We start from the raw sequence: 19,515 nt of genomic DNA on the forward strand, positions 1-19,515 counted from the left end.
GGCCTGTACCTAACTCAATGGCAGTGGTAGTCGCCAGTCTTATGGTTACGATGGCATCCCTTTGAGTCAGTACCACCGCTGTGGGCGAGTGCCGTTACAGAGGTCAGGGCAATTAGGGCGGCGATAAGTGCAGCAGAAAGCTTTTTCATCTGGAACTCCTATTCCTTGATGTTCTCACTCACAGCATCAGGCCATGAAGTCGCAGTATGGCAAAAGGCCTTCATAGCGCAAGACGCGCCAGGAACAATAGTTTTTACACCACTGACCGAAGGCCTGAGAGCATGAGCAAATGAGCGGGATAGAAGAAGTATCCCCACCGCCTCACCGGCCAGATACGCCACATGATGGGCGCACGCAGTAGCCATAAACCGATCAGAGGGGCCATGAACTCCGCAACGATACTGGCCCCCGCAGATTCGAGCCCCCAGCCTTCAATCCAGCGATTACGGCTGTTGGCCAAGACACAGAGCACTGCAGGTAGAAGCCCGGCTGGGCCCGGGCGCTGTATGGCCACAACCAATGCGGCAGGAAGCAGTACTCCAAAAGAGCCATACATGAGCCGGTCATGCAGAATGAATGCGACAGCTAGGCTCACAACACCGATAAGCAAGCCGTCACGTCCTTGATGATGGACGCTCCAAGCTATCAACAAGCCCAGCATGAGCGTGGGCATGATGTTCATCGAACTGCTTTCGGTGGAAAGCATGTGATAAGGCAGCTCAGATACAACCGAGAAAACCGCCAGCCATATCAGGTATCGAGCATTACCTGTGGTGTAAAACTGCCCTGGGCGTGAACGGGATACGTTGGCAGCAATACCCAGGCAGAACAGCGGAAAGGCCAGCCGGCCAATAAAAAACAACCATCCTTCTGCTTGTGGCCACAGGTAGCGTAGGTGGTCGACGACCATCGTCAGCATGGCCAGCCACTTGATGAGATCTAGGCCTGCGTCACGCCTCATCCCGCGATACCCAGAGTCAGCGCTGCAAGTACCATGTAGCGAGTAGCTTTGGCGACCAAGACGATCAACAGGAAGCTCCAGAGTGGCTCGCGCATTACCCCAGCGATCATGGTTAGCGGATCACCAATGACTGGCACCCAGCTCAACAGTAGCGACCAGCGCCCGTATCGGTGATAGGCACGTTGTGCACGGCCTAGCTTTTCTTCACTGAGCGGAAACCAACGTCTACTCCGGTATCGCTCGATATAGCGACCGAGTACCCAGTTGACTGCTGAGCCTAGGACGTTGCCGGCAGTGGCCACCAGCAACAGTGCAGTAATGGAGTAATCGCTTGTCAGCAGCAGGCCAACCAGCACCGCTTCTGACTGCAGAGGCAGAAGGGTCGCAGCGCCGAAGGCTGCGATGAACAGGCCGAGGTAGGCCGGCAAGTCCCACACATAGACTCCCTAGGTGACTAAGCCAGCCCTGCCATGATCGAGAAGATGTGAGTCGCCATGGTGGGCTCTACAGGTACTTGGTTATCTGCTTGAACTCTTCCAGTGGTGCGCGTTCACCGCTGTTCAAGGCGCCGACGGTGTGCTCCAGGCAGTGATCAATGTGATCCTGAATCAGAGTGCGCTTGGCCTGGCAGACCGCTTTTTCAACCGCATACAGCTGTTGGGCGATGTCCACACAGGCGCGACCGTCTTCGATCATGGTGACGATGCTGCGCATGTGTCCTTCAGCGCGCTTCAACCTTTTGATGATGTCCTTATGACTTTGGTGCTGGTGTCCGTGTTCGTGCTTGCTCATCGATGAGGTCCGTGCAACCATACTGGCCGCGGCATCCTATCCCCCAGGGGGGATGCGGTCAAATCAACCGTTTCGCCTTGTCGCGCTCTGGTAGCTCGGAATGCTAAGTAGGACCGTCACAACCCGTGTGGTATTTGCACTGCTCCTGACCATGTTCATGGGATGGGTAGGGCATGCCTCGGCTTTGTTGATGCCTGCCAACCAGCAGACGGTGATAAGCGACGGGCATCCTCACTCCCACGACGAGCCGGAGATAATCGCCTGCCAGGCATGCTCCGACCATTTTCATGCGCCTTTTACCGCAGACCATGTGCATGAAACGCCTCATCTGAATGCGCTGCTCGACCTGGCTTCCTTGCCAGATCGTCGCATTCTCGACGTGCCACAGATTTCCGTCCGCCCTACCGGCCCGGTGTTTCTCATCGAACGCCCACCCCGCTCCAGGTTCGTGCTCTGAAACCAGCCGCTTTGCGGCTCCAGATCATTAGTTCCAGGAATACATCTCATGCATTCGTTCCCGCTGAGCGGTGCAGGCGCATTCTTCGCACGCCTGCGCCGACCGCTCTACTTGCCTCTGCTCGCCATCATTTTGTTGCTGGTGTCGGTTCCAGAAGCGCTCGCACATGGTGTCCCCGAAGGTGACAAAGGCTTCATCCAGGAGAGCACCGGTGTCCTGTTGATGCCCTTCATCTACATGGGCGCCAAACACATGATTACCGGCTATGACCACCTGCTGTTTCTGTTCGGGGTGATCTTCTTCCTCTACCGCATGAAGGACGTCGGGCTGTACGTCACTCTCTTTGCGGCGGGCCATTCGGTCACGTTGCTGTTTGGGGTATTGAGCGACATCAGCATCAGTTCCTATGTGATTGACGCCATCATCGGTTTCTCCGTGGTCTACAAGGCTCTCGACAACCTCGGAGCCTTCCAGCGCTGGTTCGGTTACCAGCCCGACACACGCGCTGCCACGCTGATCTTTGGCCTCCTACATGGCTTCGGTCTTGCGACCAAGATCCAGGAGTTCGAGATATCCCCGGACGGCCTGATAACCAATCTGATTGCTTTCAACGTCGGTGTCGAAATAGGCCAGCTCCTGGCCCTCGGAGGCATCCTCATCCTGATGGGCTACTGGCGACGTACCGCCAGTTTCTGGCGCCACGCATACAGCGCCAACGTCGCCATGATGAGCGCAGGCTTCCTGCTAATGGGCTACCAGCTCACCGGTCTTATCGTCTCCCAGTAAGGAATTCTCAGCATGTTCAATACCAAACTCCCGACGCTCAACGAACTCCCATCCTCGGCCCAACTGCTGCGCTCCACCGTGATCGCCCTGATCGCTGCTGGCGTGCTGCTCGTGACTGTTGTGATGCCATCGGAGTACGCAATCGATCCCACCGGTGTAGGCGGTGCCCTTGGGCTGACCCAGATGGGTGAGATCAAACTGCAACTCGCTGAAGAAGCGGCTGCTGACGAGGCGGCTGCCCAGGCGATCGCTACGCCGTCGGCCCCAGCGGTGGCTGCTGCACCGACTCCACCAGTTGCAGCTCCTGCTCCGATGCCAGCCCCCGCCCCCGCAGTAGCTCCCCAGGTTCAAGCCCCGGCGCAAACTCAGCCGGCTGCGCCGGAACCACAGGTGGCAGGTCAGCAACATGAAATGAGCATCACGCTGGAACCGAGCCAAGGCGCTGAAGTGAAGCTGGAAATGAAGGAAGGTGCCAAGGTGAACTATCTGTGGACTGCCAACGGCAGCGTCGTGAACTACGACACCCACGGTGACCCCTACAACGCTCCGCGCGACTTCTACCACGGCTATGGCAAAGGCCGTGCTACCCCAGAGGATTCTGGCGTTCTGGAAGCGGCATTCGACGGCAAGCATGGTTGGTTCTGGCGTAACCGCACCAACAAGCCAGTCACTGTCACCCTGCGTACGCAGGGCGACTACATCAGCATCAAGCGTGTGATCTGAAGCGAGGCGCCCCTTTCCCATTATCGGGAAAGGGGCGCTGTCATACCCCTGAATCCTTCCCGCCGCCCCGGTGCGGGCGATACGGGAAAGTCATGCCTGCGTAAATCTGCACCTGCAGAAACCGACTTTCACTTATTAGCCACTCGACCCGCCGCTGGAGATTGAGCATAAACGCCATCTCCAAGGGGAAACCTATGCCTGTTAAAACCATTCTTCCGAGCCTGATTGCCGGCCTTCTGGCGATCAATGCTCAAGCCGACAACTTCCGCTATAGCGACACGCACCTGCATTTCGTCGACTTCTTCCAGAGCACGGCAGGGACAGCGTCACTGCTCAAGGAAATGACGGCTGCCAGGATTGATCACGCCATGCTTACTGGTATCTCGGTCGCCAAGGAGTGGGATGAAAACGAGCCCACTCGACCCCGCTACTACGCAGGTGACGATGCCAGAGCCTACTGGTACAGCGCGACCGACACATTGATTGCCCACGCGTACAAACAGTTGCCCGAGGATGAGCGAAGGCGCTTTCACCCATTCATCTCCGGATTCAATCCGAACGACATGAATGCCGATGTTCAAGTGCGACGTTTATTGGAGCTCGATCCTGGCCTATGGCAAGGAATCGGAGAGGTCTTTACCCGTCACGACTACCTGACAGCCTTGGTCTACGGCAAGGCACCGCGGGCAAACAGCAAGGCGCTTGCGAGAGTCTATCGGGTCGCTGCCGAATTCGACCTGCCGGTTCTGATGCACTCCAACATCACCTCCAAGCGAGAACGCTATCCGCTCTACCTGGAAGAGTTTGAAGCGGCATTACGCGACAACCCGGACGTGCGCTTCATCTGGGCCCATGCAGGAACGAGCATGGAAATCCATCGCACACAGGGCAAGATGGACTTCCTTCTTCCAGCCCTGGCGCAGTTGCTTGCCCGGTACCCGAACCTCTACATCGATCTGTCCTGGACGGTGCTGACCCCTTATCTGCTGGATGAGCAAGGTGACCCAGATCCAGCCTGGATACAGCTGGTTAGCCGCTACCCGACTCGCTTCATGCTGGGCTCCGATGTCGTGGGTACTTTTGGCAGCCTGAAAAAGTACATGTTCAGCTTCGCCCCCTTCCTGAATGCACTCCCACACCAGGTGGCACACCAGGTCGCTCTGTCGAACTTCCTCGCTATCTTGCCGGCAGAGCGACGCAGGTCGATTCAGTGAGCCCCGATCACACCGTCCTCAGTCCTTTGGCCAGCGTTGGTGCTCATCGTCGATGACGAAGGTATGAGCATGGGTTTTGCCACTGGCAACATGGGGATGGCTTTCCGGCAGATCCTCATGGCGATGTTCAACCACATCACGGTCATGCTCTGGCTGCCAGATTCGCAGGCTGACAAGGAGAGCGGCCAGAGCCAGCAGGCTCAGTCCAACGAAGGATGCGGTCATTCCCCAATTCGCCCCGACCCACCCGGCCAGCGGATAAGTGATCAACCAGCAGGCGTGGGACAGGGCGAACTGTGCAGCAAACAGCGCCGGCCGATCCTGAGTACTCGATGAGCGCCTCAACACCCGACCGGATGGGGTCTGAGCCAGTGAGTAGCCTGCGCCGAGCAGCAGCCATAGCACCAAGAGGCTCGGGTAACTGGGCAGGAGTATCCCCAGGAAGAGGCCTGCAACCAGAATACCGCCGCCGGCCAGCATGACCTTGCGATCATCAAGCCGATCCAGCAAGCGCGGCAGAATCAGGGCCACCAGCATGGAGCCAGCCCCAAAGGCCATCAGGGCTGTGGCTGTCGAACTTTGCGGCAAGCCAAATCGGGATTGCACGAGTACCACGGTATTGACGATGACCATGGCGCTGGCTGCAGCAATAGCCAGATTGAGTGCCAGAAGCCCGCGCAGGCGCGGTGTCGCCAGAAATATCCGCATCCCCCTGGTGGTGCGCTCGTAGATACTCCTCTTGGGCCCGGCAAGCACAGCCGGCAAGGTAACGCTTGCAACCATTGCTGCCGAAATCAGGAAGCCTACGACGGTTCCGCCGAACAGGCTGTGGAAGCTGACCACGGTGAGTAGCAGCGCCGCCGCCATGGGGCTGATGACACTCTCCAGGTCATAGGCCAGCCGCGAAAGAGAGAGCGCCCGCGTGTACTCTCGTTCGTCAGGAAGGATGTCTGGAATGGTCGCCTGGAACGTTGGCGTAAAGGCCGCGGACGCAGACTGCAGAACGAAGATGAGCACGTAGACCTGCCAGATCTCCGTGACGAACGGCAGCACGACTGCCACAGATGCTCGAATCAGATCCAGGGTGATCAACATGCCCTTTCTTGGCAGGCGCTCGGCAAAGGCTGCCGCAACGGGAGCCACGCCAATGTATGCGAGCATCTTGATGGCCAGCGCTGTACCCAATACGGCACCGGCCTGCGCCCCGGCAAGATCGAAGGCCAACAATCCGAGAGCAACAGTCGCCAGGCCTGTACCGACTAACGCGATTACCTGGGCAAAGAACAAATGCCGGTAAGTGCGATTGGCCAAAACGGAAAGCATGTGAACCTCCAATACCAAGTCACCGCAGGGCAGAACTGATGTTCAGCGGCGCGGCATAGGTTCCGGGTAGACGAAATAGCCCTTCGGATGACCAGAGGTGCAGAGTTACTGATCTTCGCCATGGCCGGCGCCCAGAAGAGAGCGCTGGCCAAATCCTATCCCCCCCAGGGGGATATGGTCAACGAAGGGAGGAGGAATGTGATTCGCTTCAGGCTCACGCCAAAGCAATGATGAAACGAAGCTCCATACCCTGGTGCGGTATCAGCACCAGGACATGGACGGGATGTGAAAGGTTATCGATAGAGCAGGACGATCATGCTTCGTTACCGCGGCTGCCCATGCTCACCCGGTTGTTACAGCTGCTCAAGGCACTCCGCCAGATCACTGCCAAGCGATGACAGTAAGCGCTCATACCCAACTGCACTCACTTCGATGTCATAGCCAAGCGCATCCAGCACCGCCATTCGCACCGGCAAGCCTTCACTCAAGGTTTGGGCCAGACGAAGCTGTACTGGCGGTTCACTAAACACGCAACTGGGGCCAGCAGAAACCAAGCGGTTACGCATATTGGCCACCTTCCTGGCGCCGGGGGGCACATCAGCGCTGACTGCAAACACTCCCGCGTGCTTCAGAGCGTAGGCTTCTTCGAAATAGTCGAACGCCTCATGAAAGACAAAGAACGGCTTGCCTGCGAGCGGCTTGAGCCGGGCTTTCAACTGACCATCCTGATTCGAAAGACGCTCGTTGAATGCAGCGAGGTTGGCGTCATATCGACGTGCATTGCTTGGGTCAGAAGCCGATAAATCGTCTGCCATGCGCTTGGCAATCAGTCGTGCGTTGTCAGGTGCCAGCCAGAGGTGGGCATCCAGAGTTCCAGGTCGGTGGAGCTCATCATGCGCGCCCTCCGCATCCCCATCAGCCTGTGACTCATTTGCATGCTCGTCTGCGTGGTCGTCGTGCCGATGTTCGTCGCCAAAGCGACGCAGGTGAAGACCATCGATGTGCTGTACCGCCAAGCTGGGTGCATTTCGCCCTTCCAGAACCTTTGGCATAAACGTCTCGAGATCAGGGCCAATCCAATAGAACAAATCGGCCTCCCGCACCTTGCGGATGTCGGAAGGCCGCAGGGTGAAATGATGGGGAGATGCGCCTGGCGGGAGTAGTACCTCAGGCGTGCCAACGCCATCCTGTACCGCTGCTGCAATGAGTTGTAAGGGCTTGATGCTGGCTACGATACGTACCTCTGCTAGTGCAGAGGTTGTGGTTAGGTATGCAATTGTGGAGAAGATGAAAAAGAGGCAGCGCATGGGTAACCCGCAGGGGAGATTATGTTACTACATAACATAACAGTGGCATTAAGTATCAGGAAGATTTGCCCATGACCGCCCGACGAACAGTGAATTCAGTATCAAAATGACTAGAGGCTTTTCACTCCGCCCCTGAAACAGGGCTCCCTTTCCATCTCACGATCCTTCTTGCAAACGTCCGCTTTTGGCCGACTCCGGCCTGTCGCGACCGGCAGAAGTCGACCCGATGCGGACGCTCAGCATCATCAATATCGTGTCCCTGATTGTTCTTTTTAGGGGAAACCTCAGGCTCAGATCGCCCATAAAGCGGATAGATCACTAATCACCGGCAGGTTGCCTGGACGTGCATGCCTATGCCGCTCCAGCCACATGCGGGTTTGATTAATGTCAAATCGCCGGTCTCGTTTCGTGGCTAAGAAAGTCCCGGATACCCCGTAATGTCCGCAGTCCGGGCAATTCAGTTCTTCGCCGTCCAGGCCGGATTCAATCTTTCTGGCATTGGCACCACAGATCAGGCAGTCAGTCATGGCAAGAACCTCTTCAGAGTGAGTTCGCCGACATTCTGCGCCCACATGCCGGCAGCCGAGGGCGGTGCTCAGTATTGAATCTTTAAGCATTACGAGAGATTCGCTAGGACCACCTATTGACAGCCTCGCTCGGCCAGCGGCCAGGCTGTCAAGATGTGAATGAAACTCCCCTAACTTTCTGGCGAAGATACTTGGCAATTTCTTGGGCCTCTTCGATATCGGTCCCGTGTCCCAGTTCGATACCGAGTTGGCCTTTGGGGAAACCTGGTTCAGCAGTGTCCGGCTCAAACACGATATACGGCCTCCCGTCTCCGGTTTCCTTGACGGTGAACGTCCCGCTCGCTCGAGTAGTCATGTGCCACCTCGCTTACCTGGCTTGGAGCACATAAGCCTAGCACCTGACACACCAACTGCCCGGCTAGCTTCCTTGCTCAATGCGATGGCCAGTTAGGAAACTCTTACCTATAGCTCTTGCGAGTTGGCTTGCAGAGACTCTTCGGCAACCGCCTCTAAGTCTTTGATTAAAGAGTTTGCCATTTCAACCACCCCGCGAGCCTGGGTGAAACTTGGCCGGAAATCTTCATGATTCAGCCTATTGCGAAAAATCGCATAGAAGCCAGCAAGCAGATTTCGATAGGCTGTTTTAACTTCCGCAGGAAGCACAACCGGGTTAGTGCCCCCACTTCTGGCAAAAACTTCATTGACCAAATTCTCACCATCGCTACCAGGGTCAACCCCAAATAGCCTTCTAATGCGGGAGGAAAGGACAGGAAAAGTTGCCCTTATGACAGAACCATAGTCTTCGATTTCAAATAGCCGGGAGGTCGCCTCCGCAAGCCTCTCATCAAGGTGGTGAGGACGGGCTGCCGCCTGAAAAAGGTAATCAGCCAAGGCAGGCATGTCATGAAAAACTATATCGAACGCATCGCTTGCACAGTAAGCCTTATTGCCCTGTTCGAGGTAGCGCCTCAGGAATGTCATGTGCCTGCCAAGCGAGCCGCAATGAGCCCACCCCTCATCGACCTCCGTCACCAGGGGAACGATCAGGTTCTCAAACTGGCGAAAGATTACCAGCAGGGCGGGAGCATCTAGGCCTTCCATCTGCCGATGCAAAGACAAAGCAACTTTATAGGCTTCTTGGTACTGGGCCAGCTGAGTAATTCCTACCACTGAGCTCTCCTCGAAACACGGACCATATGGGTCTGCATTGATACTCCAAACGAAAATCTAACGCCACCCGGCGAGGTATCACCATGACCATCGAAACCCTCAAGGCCTACCAAGTAGGAGACAACGACATCGTGGCCGCCTACGATCAAGTCGGCGCCATCAAGGTGCTCTGCATCTTCTGCAGCTATCCGGATGATGAATACGGCTTGGATGAAGTTCAGCTCGTGGAAAACGAGGTGCAGGACGCAACAGAAGCCAACGACCAGAACGAAGTGGCAACCGTCACCCTGGAGAAGACCCTACGACAGGAACTCTCTGAGCTCACCGAGCCAGCGTACCTTAGCCGCCCGGCCATCATCCTTGCTCGATGCGCGGCTGGCGGGTGGACTGTGAATTCAGCCGCTTTGCCTGTCGAACCAATGCTGAAGCTCGTCGACTGGCCGGGGATGTCTACCGGAGCGGGGGTAGTCCAACTTAGAAATCCCGGCAAAATGTGGACATCGTGTGTCTCAAAAGCTGGGCCGATTCACTACCTGCAGCCATAAATCTATGGCGTAGTGGCAGGTTCGGTGCTGGTCGAGGCTTGTTAAGGAGCCGACATCTGCTGTTAGCTGGGCAGCCAATGCCGATGAGCCCGTTGGCCCTAGGTCACGCCGCGGATGCGATTCATGTCTGTTAGACCCGGTATTTCTACCTCTCCCTGGTGATACCTTCACACATCGGTGTCTAGGGGTTGACTTAATGGATAAGCACGGGCTGCATCTACTGCTATGCGCGGCCCAGCCATGCCTATTGGGACCTCTCGCCGGGGATCGATTTCGAGACCCGGCTGATCGCCAAGAGCAACGTCGCCAGCGCGCTGGAGCAGGAACTGAGCAAGCCCGGCTATCGCTGCGCGCCGATCAACCTGGGCGCCAATACCGACCCCTACCAGCCGCTGGAGCGCGAACGCCGCCTGACCCGCCAGGTGCTGGAGGTGCTGCTGCGCTTCCGTCACCCGCTGACCATCGTCACCAAGGGCTCGCTGATCCTTCGCGACCTCGACCTGCTGCGCGAACTGGCGGAGCAGAACCTGGTGGCGGTGATGATCAGCCTGACCACCCTCGACGACGAGCTGAAGCGCATTCTCGAACCGCGCGCGGCGGCGCCCTCGGCGCGACTGCGGGCGATCCGCACGCTCAGCGGCAACGGCATCCCGGTGGGCGTGCTCTGCTCGCCGATGATCCCGATGGTCAACGACATGGAGCTGGAGCGCCTGCTCCAGGCGGCGCGGGACGCCGGCGCGCGCAGCGCCGCGTACATGCTCCTGCGCCTGCCGCGCGAAGTCGGCCCGCTGTTCGAGGAATGGCTGGCGGCGCACTACCCGCAACGCGCCGAGCATGTGATGAGCCTGGTCCGCCAATGCCGTGGCGGCGAGGTCTACGACAGCCGCTTCGGCCACCGCTTTCGTGGCCAGGGACCGTTCGCCGACCTGCTGGCGCAGCGTTTCGCGGTGGCGATGAAGCGCCTCGGGCTGGACCGCCGCGAGGGCTTCGGGCTGGATTGCAGCCGGTTCGCCGTGCCGGGGGCGCAGATGGCGTTGTTCTAGCGTTTTCCCCGCGGTGCAGCATTTCGTATAGGGCGGAGTAGCGGCGGAGCGTGCCGGTGGCGATATCCGCCCTGCGGGAAGAACCGCTGCCGCCGGGAAGCCGGAAACGTCGGAAGCAGCCGTCCCGGCGAACGCTCGACCTTCAGGCCGGTCGGGTCAGCGCGCCAGCCCCCTCAACGAAACGGCGACCCGAAGGTCGCCGTCGCGTTCGTGCCGGTAACGAGGCCGATCAGGCCTTGGCGCAGCTCGGCGGCGCCCAGTCGCCCATGTCCGGGCTGTTGCAGACTTCCCGGATCATGCCCTGGCCCTGGGAGGCCACCTTGTTGCCTTCGCTTTGCGCGTCCTGGGCCTTGCGGATGGTCTGCTCGGTGGCGACCGCTTCCTTCGGCACCTTGGGATTGCTGCCGGTCTTGGGCTTGCTGCCGCCTTTCGTAGTGCTGGCGCGGTTCTCGGCCTCGGCGACCTTGGTCACCTCGGCGCGCGGTACGCCGACCTGCTGCAGGTCTTTCTCGTAGGCCTGGGTGTAGTTGCTGATGTTCTCGCCGGCACGGCCGTTGGCGGCGACCAGCAAGGCGTTGGTCTCCTGCAGGCCGCTGACGATCTCGGCCAGGCGCTTGCGCCCTTCGGCTTCGTTGATCGACTTGTTCTTGCGACCGTCGAGCAGAGCCTTGAACTGGCTCTGGTAGCAGCTTTGCGCCGACTTGGCGTAGGCCACGCTACGGTTGATCTCGACGGTGCTGCGGTCGACGTCGGTACCGTAGGAGCCGATGCGCGCGCGGTCATCGCTGATCTGCTTCTGCTTCTCCATGTAGTAGCCCGCCGCGCCGCCGGCCAGGGCGCCGCCTGCGGCAGCGAGGGCGGCATTGCGGCCGCGGTTCTCGTCGCTGGCCAGGCCGCCGGCCAGGCCGCCCAGGAGGCCGCCGGTAATGGCGCCGGTGATGGCCGAATTGCGCACTGCGTTATCGGTGCTGCGCAGGTGCGACACCGGCTCGTAGCAGGACGGGTAGTATTCCGCGCGGGTGGTCTGGGCGACCGAGCCGACGCCGCTGCTGGCGCAGCCGCTGAGCAGCACGCCGCTGGCGGTCAACAGGCAGAGCGCGTAGCGCGCCGAGGTGATCAAACAGTTTTCGCTGGGTTGGCTCATTGCATCTCACTCCTGGTTTGATGAACCGCCCGGCTGCCGAGAGGGGCCGGACGGAACTCCTTCAACGCCCGCTGGACGCGAGCAATTCCTTCAATACCGCCTCCGGCTCGGCCCGGTGCTGCTGGCGATAATCTCCGACGTGTTTGACGAACAGGGTCGCGCGCTTGACCAGGCTCTTGCCCAGAACCGGGTTGCGATTGAGTTCTTCCTGGATGCGCTGGAACTGCGCCTGGATCACCGCGTCGGTGTAACGGGTGCCGGTGGCGAGGTTGTCGATGTAGATGGCCAATGCGCCATCGAGGGCGCTGCGCCCGTTGGCGATGGCGCCGGCATAGAGCTGGGCGGTCGCCTGATCCCTGGCTGCCACGGCTTTCTCCCTGTCCTTCTTGAGGTTGGTCAGGCGTATGTTGTAGTTGTTGATCGTCTCGGCGACCAGTGCCGCCGACTGTATCAGGTTTCCGGCGGCCTCTTCGCGCTGCCGGGCGATCAACGAAACGTTACGCTTGAGCTCCTCGTTTATCTGGGCCAACTGCGCCTGCATCTGCGGGTCGCGGGTGGCGGCAATGATTCCGTCCAATTGCTTGGTGGGATCTTGAGCGTCATCGATGGCATCGGTCAATGCCGCTAGTCGGCCTTCCTTCTGCCATTGGGCGAACAGCTCGGGATAGCGCGAGCGCGGCGCGGACAGCGCGCCGATGGCGACGCGGAAACCGGTGGTCTCGTTGCGCTGTTCGCTGCCGTCGGCGGCGAACAGCGGGTATTCGCGGCGCATCCCGGTGAATAGAGTCATCTCGCCTTCGAGATAGTTCCCGCCCTTCACCACGAAACCGCCATATGTGCCCTGCCGGCGACCGGCGTGGACCAGTTGGAAGGACTCCTGGACCATCTCCGCGGCATTGCCGATCACGTCGAACAGGCCCAGCGGGTTCGGCCGCTTCATCCCTACCGGCAACAGTCGCGCGGCCTGCCCGGTGCCGCCGGCGACCTGGTTGTACACCGCCCAGTCGCCCAGCGGGCCTTCCTGGTCGCTGCCCTCGACCTTGCGCGGGAACAGCCGGCCTTCCAGTTCCTGGCGGCTTACCGCCTGGCCGCCGCGCGCGGCGAACTCCCACTCGACCTCGGTGGGCAGGCGGACGAAGCCGATGCCGCCGTCCTCGGGATTCTTGCCGCGGCCGCTGACCGGCAGCAGTTCCGGGTGGTTCTTCAGCAGCCAGGCGCTGTACACCGCGCCGAAGCGTTCGGCGTCGAAGCGCGAGAGGTTGACCTTGGGCAGCCGCGCGGCCATCCCGTCCGGCACGTCGCAGGCCGGCGCCTCGCCCTGGCCGGAGAGCGCGGCCGCCTGGCTCATCACCGCGGCGTACTGGCGGGCGGTCACCTCGTACTTGCCGATGAAGTACAGCATCGGCTTCAGCGGGGTGCCGGCGGCAGGCTTCGGCAGGCTGGCGGAGAGCTTCTGCTGCCAGGCCGGTGCCAGGTCGGCGAGGCTGAACTGGCCGTTCACGTAGTCGCGCCGGTAGCCGGAGATGAACGACTGCTGGTAGCCCGCCTCGCCTTCGTTGAAGGCGTAGCCGAGGTTGACCTCGCGATCGTCGAGGGCGCCTTCGGCGAGTACGTAGACATGCCGGAAGACCATCTCGCCGCCACACGGCAGCGGCAGGGCGACGTCGTCGGCCAGCGGCTTGGGATTGTCCGGCGAGTCGCCTTCGGCCCAGGCCGGCGCGGCAAATGCCAGGCAGGCGCCGAGGGCGAGCGGAAGAATGGCTTTCTCAAACATCGCGTAATCCCTCTGCGGCTTCGATCCGCGCCGCGCGCCAGCCGCCGCTGGCGGCGGCCAGGACGCTGCACAGCAGCGTGGCGAGCAGCGCCGTCAGGTAGTGGCTGGGCAGCAGGCGGCAGACGAACTCGCCGCTCTGGTTGTCGAACAGGTGGTTCAGCGCGCCGGCCGTGGCGGCGTACAGCAGCCCGGCGAGGAACAGGCCGAAGACGGCGCTGAACAGCGCCAGGAGCATGACGAAGCCGACCAGCGCGGCGGTCGGGAAGCCCAGCAGACGTAGCACCGCCAGGGCGCGGCGCTTGCGTTCGACGGCGGCCAGGCTGCTGGCGGCGATGGCGGCGAAGGCACCGCCGATGGCCAGCGCGGCGACGATCCAGAACACCAGGCCGAGGTTGCGGCTGAGGCTGCGCACCTGGGCGATGGCCTCGGCCTGGGTGGCGACTTCCACGCCACTCGCGACGAAGTGCCGGCGCAGCCCTTCCACCGCATCGAGGTCTCGGGCGTACAGGCGGAAGCCCGGGTAGATGCGTGCGCGCGGGGTCTCGCCGGCCTTCCCCGGCCAGCCGTAGGCGGCCACCGCGCGACCGTCGCGATAGTCCTCGGCGGCTTCCAGCAGGGCCAGCGGGGCGAACAGCGCGTCGCGGGCGAAACGCTCCTGCGGCAGCACCGCGAGCACTTCCAGCTCCAGGCGCTGGCTCTGTGCCTGGCCATCCATGCGCCGGCCGATGCGCGCGACGATGCGCTCGCCAGGCTGGGCGCCGAGTTTTTCCGCGGCGCCGTGGCTGAGCACCACGCGGGTCGGCCGGTCGGGTTGCGGCAGGCCGGCCAGCAGCGGGTCGCCGGCGGCGCTGGGAATCATCTCGACGCTCAGGGCGGTCTCGCCGCCGCCGCTGAGGTCGGCGGTGGCGGCGATCTGCCGGGTGCGCGGCACGGCGAAGGCGACGTCCGCGCGTGCGGCCAGGGCGGCGATGTCCTCGGCACGGTAGCGGGCGCCGCCGACCGGAATGATCTCGCGCACCGAAGGCGCGCGCTCCAGCCGCTCGGTGAGGGTGCTGACCAGGCCGTACTTGAGGCCGAACAGCACCAGCAGCGGGGTGATCACCGCCGCCAGGGCGAAGATCGCGCAGAGCGACAGGCGCGCCTCGCCGCGATAGTCGGCCCAGGCCAGCGAGAGCAGCAGGCCGGCGCGCATCAGCCAACTTCCTCGAGGCAGGCGCCGACGCTGTCGTCGGCCTCGCGTTGCCAGCGGATGGCCAGGACTTCCAGGCCGGCGGCGCGAGCCAGGCGCTCGTCGTGGGTGGCGACCACGGTGCAGGCGCCGCGCTCGCGGGCCTGCTCCACCAGCAGGCGCATCACCCGTTCGGCGTTCAGCGGGTCGAGCGCCGCGGTCGGCTCGTCGGCCAGCAACAGGCGCGGCGCATGCGCCAGGGCGCGGGCGATGGCGACCCGCTGGCGCTGGCCGACCGACAGCGCCGCCGGTTTCTTGTCCAGCTGGTCGCCGATTTCCAGCCGCTCGGCCAGCGCCTGTACGCGCTCGGCGGATGGGGCGCCGAGCAACGCGCAGGGCAGTCCGATGTTGCGCCGCACATCGAGGAACTCGAGCAACCCGCCGCTTTGCAGCACGTAGCCGCAGTGCTGCCGGCGCAGCGCCGCCAAGCGGTCCTGGCGGCCGTCGCGCCAGAGCGCGGCGATGTCCTGCGGGCGTTCCCCGGCGAGGAATTCGAAGCGCCCGCCCGGGTCCGGCGCCAGGGCCAGCGCCAGCAGGTCGAGCAGGGTGCTCTTGCCGCAGCCGCTGGGGCCGACGATGGCCAGCTGGCGACCCGCGCGCAATTCCAGCGCCGGCACCCGCAGGCGGTAGCGCTGGCGACCGGCGCCGTGGCTGCGGGCGACCTCGTGCAGGCGCAGGATCATGGCAGCGTCGACAGCGGCACGCGGTACAGCGCGTCGCCGGCGTCGGCGTCGCCGAACCGGACCCAGTTGGCGACGTCGTTGTGGAAGGTTTCGTAGAGGCGGATCTTCGACTCCAGTTCGTCGATGAAGTCCTGCTGTTCGGCGACGCTCAGCGACAGCCAGAGGTCCTGGGTCATGTTCAGCGACTTGCTGCGGTACGGCAGGCCTTCCAGGTATTCGCCGAGCACGCCGCTCTGTGCCAGGTTGCTGCCCTTCACCAGTTGCGCCGGGTCGCGGCTCATGTAGGCGCTGGCGCTGGCGATTTCCTGGAAGAAGTCCTTGGGCGAGGTCTGGGTGCGCTTGGCCGCGTCGACGATCAGTTTCAGCGACTGTTGCAGTTCGTTGAGTTGCAGCTTGCTCAGCAGCACGCAGACCTGGAACGCCGGCAGCGCCGGGTTGGTCAGGTCACGGTCGGCGGTCCAGGCGGTGACGACCTGCGGCGCGCGCACCGGGTCGCGGCGACCGAGGAATTCCATCTGCATGGCGTAGCCGATGGCCGCCGACTTGCTCGCCACGCTTGGCGCGGCGTCGAAGCGCGGCGCCTGCGGCTTGCGGTTGCCGGCGTCGTGGACCAGGTCGGCGAACACCGTGCCGATCTCCTTCACCGTGTTGCCGAAGGCGTTCACCTCGCCGCCGGCCACCGGGATGTAGAGGTCGGCGATCTTCGGGTTGGCGTCGGCGGTGAGGCTGCGGTACTGCTGCTCGGCGTAGCCGTGGTTGTTCTTCCCGGCCGGGGTGCGCAGGTGCAGGGCATAGATCTTCACGCCCTTGCGCAGCGCCGCCTGGCGGACCTCGGCCTCGTTCATCTGGGTGCGCCCGAGCGGGTCGTTCTTGCGCAGCGCGCCGGCGTCGGTGACCAGCAGCACCACGCGCCCGGCGTAGGGCGACCAGTCCATTTCGTCGACCGCCTGCATGATCCCGGCGAAGGCGTCTTCGTTGAACGAGTGGCTGGAGACGTCGGTGGCGCGCACCTGGCTGCTCAACTCGGCGAAGCGCTGCGCGTCGTTGCCCGGTTGCAGCGGCACCAGGGTCTTGCTGACGTATTCCAGGCCGGGGGTCTTGTCGGTGTTGTTGCGGAAGCCGACCAGGCCGAAGCTGACCTTGTCCAGGTCGCCGCGCTCGCCGATCTGCCGCTGCAGGCCGTCGATCACCTCGCGCACGCGGTCGATGTAGGGCTGCATCGACACCGAGGTGTCCACCACCAGGACGATGCCGGTGCGGAAGGTGTCGCTCGCCGCGCCGCTGGCGCCGCCCTGCCCGGCCTGGCCCGGCGCCTGGGGTGCCGCGGCGCTGCCGCCGGGGTCGATCGAGGCGACCTCCAGCAACTGCGCCGGCTGGCCGTCGGCGTCGAAGCTTTCCTTCGAGTCGAAGATCGGCAGCAGGTAGAACTGGTCCTGGGGGATCGCCCGGTCGTTGGGCTCGACCGCGACCACCTGCGGATCGCCTTTGTGGTCCACCGCCTGGGTCAGGGTGTCGCGCGCTGCGCGGGTATCGCCGAGCAGGCGCTCGACCTGCTCGGCGCTGTTGAGGAACATCACCGGCGCGCGGCCGGAGCGTTCGGTGAACTTCAGCACCAGGCTCTGCTTCCAGTCGCTCACCGCGCTGGCCGGCAGCCAGCCGTCGCCCTCGCCGTTGCTGGAGGCGCCGACGCGCAGCCAGGGGCTGCCGCCGACCTGCTTGCGGGCGTACACGTAGAGCACCGAGAAGGCCGGCACCGCGCCGGCCCGGGGCGGGCCGCCAGCCTCGGCGGAGATGGCCGCGCCGGGTTTGGTCAGGACGCGCTGGAACAGGGTCTTCTTGCCTGGCATCAGCAGCGGACGCTCGCCGCCGTCCTGTTCGGCATCGGCCACCGGGGTCTGCTGCTGCGGCTTGTCCGCCGGCGTCTGTCCCAGCGGCGCTGGATCGGCAGCGCTCGGCGCGTCGTCCGAGCCCAGCAGCCACCAGGCGCCGCCGCCGATCGCCAGGAGCACGGCGGCCGCGGCGGCGGCGATCAGCGGCGTGCGGCTGCCGCCGGCACGCGGCTTCGCCGGTGGCAGCGGAGGCGGCGGGGGCGATGGCGGTTTCGCCGCTTGCGATGGCGGAGGCGGGGGCGGGGGCGGCGTGGCGCCGCCGGCGCTGGGCGTGACCGGCGGCAACTGGATCGATACCGGTTGCAGGCCGCCGAGGTCGGCGGGCGGCATGGGCGCGGGTTCGGCAGGCGGCGGGTTGCTCGCTCGCGGCGAGCCCTGCGGCGTCGCCAGCGGACGGATCTGGGTGGCTTCCAGGGCGCTCGGCGCCAGGCGGTCGAGGGCGGCGATCAGCGCGCCGGCGGTGGGGAAGCGCTCGGCCGGGTCCTTGGCCAGCAACTGGCGCAGGATGTCCTGGTAGCGGCCCTGCTCGATCGGCAGTTCCGGTAGCGGCTCGGTGAGGTGGGCCAGGGCGGTGGAGAGCGAATCCTTGCCGTTGTAGGGCAGCTTGCCGGTGAGGATCTCGTAGAGCACCACGCCCAGCGCGTAGAGGTCGGCGCGGCCGTCGATCTCCTGCCCGCGGGCCTGCTCCGGGCTCATGTAGCTGGGGGTGCCGACGGCGAAGCCGACCTGGGTGAACTGGGTATTGTCCTCGATCGACTTGGCGATGCCGAAGTCCGAGAGCACCGCGGTGCCGTCGGCGCGGAACAGGATATTGGCCGGCTTCACGTCTCGATGCACCAGGCCCTGGGAGTGCGCGTAGCCGAGCGCGGCGGCCACCTGCCGTACGTAGACCAGGCCCAGCTCGGGATCGAGGCCCTGCTGGATGCGCTCCTTGAGCGTGCCGTTGGGCAGGTATTCCATGGCCATGTAGTAGCAACTGCCGACGTTGCCGATGTCGTGGATGGTCACCGTGTTCGGGTGCGACAGCCGCGCCAGGGTCCGACCTTCGCGCAGGAAGCGTTCGGCGAAGCTCGGGTCGGCGGCCAGCGCCGCGGCCATCACCTTCAGCGCCACCTTGCGCTGCAGCGAGCGCTGGGTGGCCAGGTAGACCGTGGCCATGGCGCCTTCGCCCAGCTCGCGTTCGATGTCGAATCCCGGAAGTTCTATGTCCATGTCCGTCTCAGAAGGCCCTGACCACCAGGGCCGTGATGTTGTCCGGGGCGCCGCGGGTCAGGCCCAGGTGGACCAGGCTGCGGACCACCGCATAGGGATCGCTGTGGCTGAGCACGTCGCGCAGTTCGCTGTCGTCGGCGGTCTTGTTGAGGCCGTCGCTGCAGAGCAGGAAGCTGTCGCCGGGCAGCACGTGCAGCGCGGCTTCCGACAGTTCCAGTTGCTCGTGCACGCCGACCGCGCGGGTGACCACGTTGGCGCGCGGATGGTGGCGCGCCTCTTCCTCGCTGATCAATGCGTTGTCGAGCAGCTCCTGGACGTAGCTGTGGTCCCGCGAGATGGCTTCCAGCACGCCGCCGCGCAGGCGGTACAGGCGGCTGTCGCCGGCCCACAGGCAGCTCGCCTGGTTGCCGCGCGCGGCGAGCAGTACCAGGGTGCTGCCCATCACGCTGACGCCACGCAGGCCGGCCTCCTGGCGAACCCGCTCGTTGACCTGGGCGAGGCCGGTGCGCAACGCGCCGACATAGGCCGGTAGCGAGGAGGCCGCCGGGATGCGCCGCAGGGTATCGACGATCAGGCTGCTGACGAAGTCGCCGGCGGCGTGGCCGCCCATGCCGTCGGCGACCACCCAGAGTCCCGCCTCGGGGGCGTCGAGACTGGCGTCTTCGTTGACCTTGCGGACCATGCCGACGTGGCTGTAGCTGGCCGACCTGTAGTAGCTGACTGAGTTGGGCACCATC

The 19,515-nt window shown here is 63.2% G+C and carries 19 protein-coding genes and 1 pseudogene; 6 read left to right on the plus strand and 14 right to left on the minus strand.

Annotated features, from left to right (window positions below):
* Positions 1-14: 14 nt before the first annotated feature.
* The 4 genes from LE197_RS37380 to LE197_RS29175 form a co-directional block, all read right to left on the minus strand.
* Positions 15-149, minus strand: a complete 135-nt coding sequence (locus LE197_RS37380) for a YHYH domain-containing protein (RefSeq protein ID WP_124187305.1) — start codon at positions 147-149, stop codon at positions 15-17.
* Positions 150-253: 104 nt separating this feature from the next.
* Positions 254-961 carry a TraX family protein gene (locus tag LE197_RS29165; RefSeq protein WP_226033784.1) on the minus strand — a complete coding sequence of 236 codons (708 nt, stop codon included), beginning with the start codon at positions 959-961 and terminating at the stop codon, positions 254-256.
* On the minus strand, positions 958-1,398 hold the full coding sequence (locus tag LE197_RS29170; RefSeq protein WP_105446796.1) for a YqaA family protein: 441 nt from the start codon (positions 1,396-1,398) through the stop codon (positions 958-960). Before LE197_RS29170 ends, LE197_RS29165 begins: the two co-directional genes overlap by 4 nt.
* A gap of 67 nt (positions 1,399-1,465) precedes the next feature.
* Entirely contained in the window at positions 1,466-1,753 is a 288-nt protein-coding gene (locus tag LE197_RS29175) for a metal-sensing transcriptional repressor (protein WP_105446797.1), read from the minus strand.
* A gap of 127 nt (positions 1,754-1,880) precedes the next feature.
* Here LE197_RS29175 and LE197_RS29180 point away from each other — a divergent pair, with 127 nt between their 5' ends.
* From LE197_RS29180 to LE197_RS29195, 4 genes are all read left to right on the plus strand, one after another.
* Positions 1,881-2,210, plus strand: a complete 330-nt coding sequence (locus LE197_RS29180) for a hypothetical protein (RefSeq protein ID WP_226033785.1) — start codon at positions 1,881-1,883, stop codon at positions 2,208-2,210.
* Positions 2,211-2,258: 48 nt separating this feature from the next.
* The gene (locus tag LE197_RS29185) at positions 2,259-2,996 is read left to right on the plus strand and encodes a HupE/UreJ family protein (protein WP_105446799.1); all 738 of its coding nucleotides are present in this window, start codon (positions 2,259-2,261) and stop codon (positions 2,994-2,996) included.
* A 12-nt stretch (positions 2,997-3,008) separates the two neighbouring features.
* Positions 3,009-3,719, plus strand: coding sequence for a transmembrane anchor protein (locus tag LE197_RS29190; RefSeq protein ID WP_105446800.1), 711 nt, complete (start codon positions 3,009-3,011; stop codon positions 3,717-3,719).
* 194 nt (positions 3,720-3,913) lie between these two features.
* Entirely contained in the window at positions 3,914-4,933 is a 1,020-nt protein-coding gene (locus tag LE197_RS29195) for an amidohydrolase family protein (protein WP_226033786.1), read from the plus strand.
* An 18-nt stretch (positions 4,934-4,951) separates the two neighbouring features.
* Here LE197_RS29195 and LE197_RS29200 read toward each other — a convergent pair whose 3' ends face one another.
* From LE197_RS29200 to LE197_RS29215, 4 genes are all read right to left on the minus strand, one after another.
* Positions 4,952-6,256 (minus strand): MFS transporter, encoded by a 1,305-nt coding sequence (locus LE197_RS29200; protein ID WP_124187304.1) that lies wholly within the window; start codon positions 6,254-6,256, stop codon positions 4,952-4,954.
* A gap of 353 nt (positions 6,257-6,609) precedes the next feature.
* A complete protein-coding gene (gene znuA, locus LE197_RS29205) occupies positions 6,610-7,563 on the minus strand; it encodes a zinc ABC transporter substrate-binding protein ZnuA (RefSeq protein ID WP_124187303.1) in 954 nt (317 codons plus the stop codon).
* 290 nt (positions 7,564-7,853) lie between these two features.
* On the minus strand, positions 7,854-8,090 hold the full coding sequence (locus LE197_RS29210) for a hypothetical protein (RefSeq protein WP_126860053.1): 237 nt from the start codon (positions 8,088-8,090) through the stop codon (positions 7,854-7,856).
* Between the two features lie 462 nt (positions 8,091-8,552).
* Positions 8,553-9,260, minus strand: a complete 708-nt coding sequence (locus LE197_RS29215; RefSeq protein ID WP_126860055.1) for a TIGR02391 family protein — start codon at positions 9,258-9,260, stop codon at positions 8,553-8,555.
* Positions 9,261-9,343: 83 nt separating this feature from the next.
* On the opposite strand from LE197_RS29215, the gene LE197_RS29220 reads away from it, so the two are divergent.
* Together LE197_RS29220 and LE197_RS29225 are read left to right on the plus strand one after the other, a co-directional pair.
* On the plus strand, positions 9,344-9,805 hold the full coding sequence (locus LE197_RS29220) for a hypothetical protein (protein ID WP_088169740.1): 462 nt from the start codon (positions 9,344-9,346) through the stop codon (positions 9,803-9,805).
* Positions 9,806-10,014: 209 nt separating this feature from the next.
* Positions 10,015-10,848 (plus strand): annotated as a pseudogene (locus tag LE197_RS29225) (PA0069 family radical SAM protein); the annotation flags it as partial.
* A gap of 229 nt (positions 10,849-11,077) precedes the next feature.
* Here the strand turns inward: LE197_RS29225 and tagQ are convergent.
* The 6 genes from tagQ to pppA all read right to left on the minus strand — a co-directional run bounded on the left by tagQ (position 11,078) and on the right by pppA (position 19,514).
* On the minus strand, positions 11,078-11,992 hold the full coding sequence (gene tagQ / locus LE197_RS29230) for a type VI secretion system-associated lipoprotein TagQ (RefSeq protein WP_034004361.1): 915 nt from the start codon (positions 11,990-11,992) through the stop codon (positions 11,078-11,080).
* A 61-nt stretch (positions 11,993-12,053) separates the two neighbouring features.
* Positions 12,054-13,766: a type VI secretion system-associated regulator TagR gene (gene tagR / locus LE197_RS29235; RefSeq protein WP_003106615.1), complete on the minus strand. Its 1,713-nt coding sequence runs from the start codon at positions 13,764-13,766 to the stop codon at positions 12,054-12,056.
* Positions 13,759-14,958: a type IV secretion associated ABC transporter permease TagS gene (tagS, locus tag LE197_RS29240; protein WP_003083634.1), complete on the minus strand. Its 1,200-nt coding sequence runs from the start codon at positions 14,956-14,958 to the stop codon at positions 13,759-13,761. The genes tagR and tagS overlap by 8 nt, the downstream gene beginning before the upstream one ends.
* Positions 14,958-15,677, minus strand: a complete 720-nt coding sequence (gene tagT, locus LE197_RS29245; protein WP_003114657.1) for a type IV secretion associated ABC transporter ATP-binding protein TagT — start codon at positions 15,675-15,677, stop codon at positions 14,958-14,960. The genes tagS and tagT overlap by 1 nt, the downstream gene beginning before the upstream one ends.
* The gene (gene ppkA / locus LE197_RS29250; RefSeq protein WP_057386736.1) at positions 15,674-18,778 is read right to left on the minus strand and encodes a serine/threonine protein kinase PpkA; all 3,105 of its coding nucleotides are present in this window, start codon (positions 18,776-18,778) and stop codon (positions 15,674-15,676) included. The genes tagT and ppkA overlap by 4 nt, the downstream gene beginning before the upstream one ends.
* 7 nt (positions 18,779-18,785) lie before the next feature.
* A complete protein-coding gene (pppA, locus tag LE197_RS29255) occupies positions 18,786-19,514 on the minus strand; it encodes a serine/threonine phosphatase PppA (protein WP_003106965.1) in 729 nt (242 codons plus the stop codon).
* Between the last annotated feature and the right edge of the window lies 1 nt (position 19,515).

This window comes from Pseudomonas sp. PS1(2021) (genome assembly GCF_020405165.1).
Lineage (GTDB): Bacteria > Pseudomonadota > Gammaproteobacteria > Pseudomonadales > Pseudomonadaceae > Pseudomonas > Pseudomonas aeruginosa.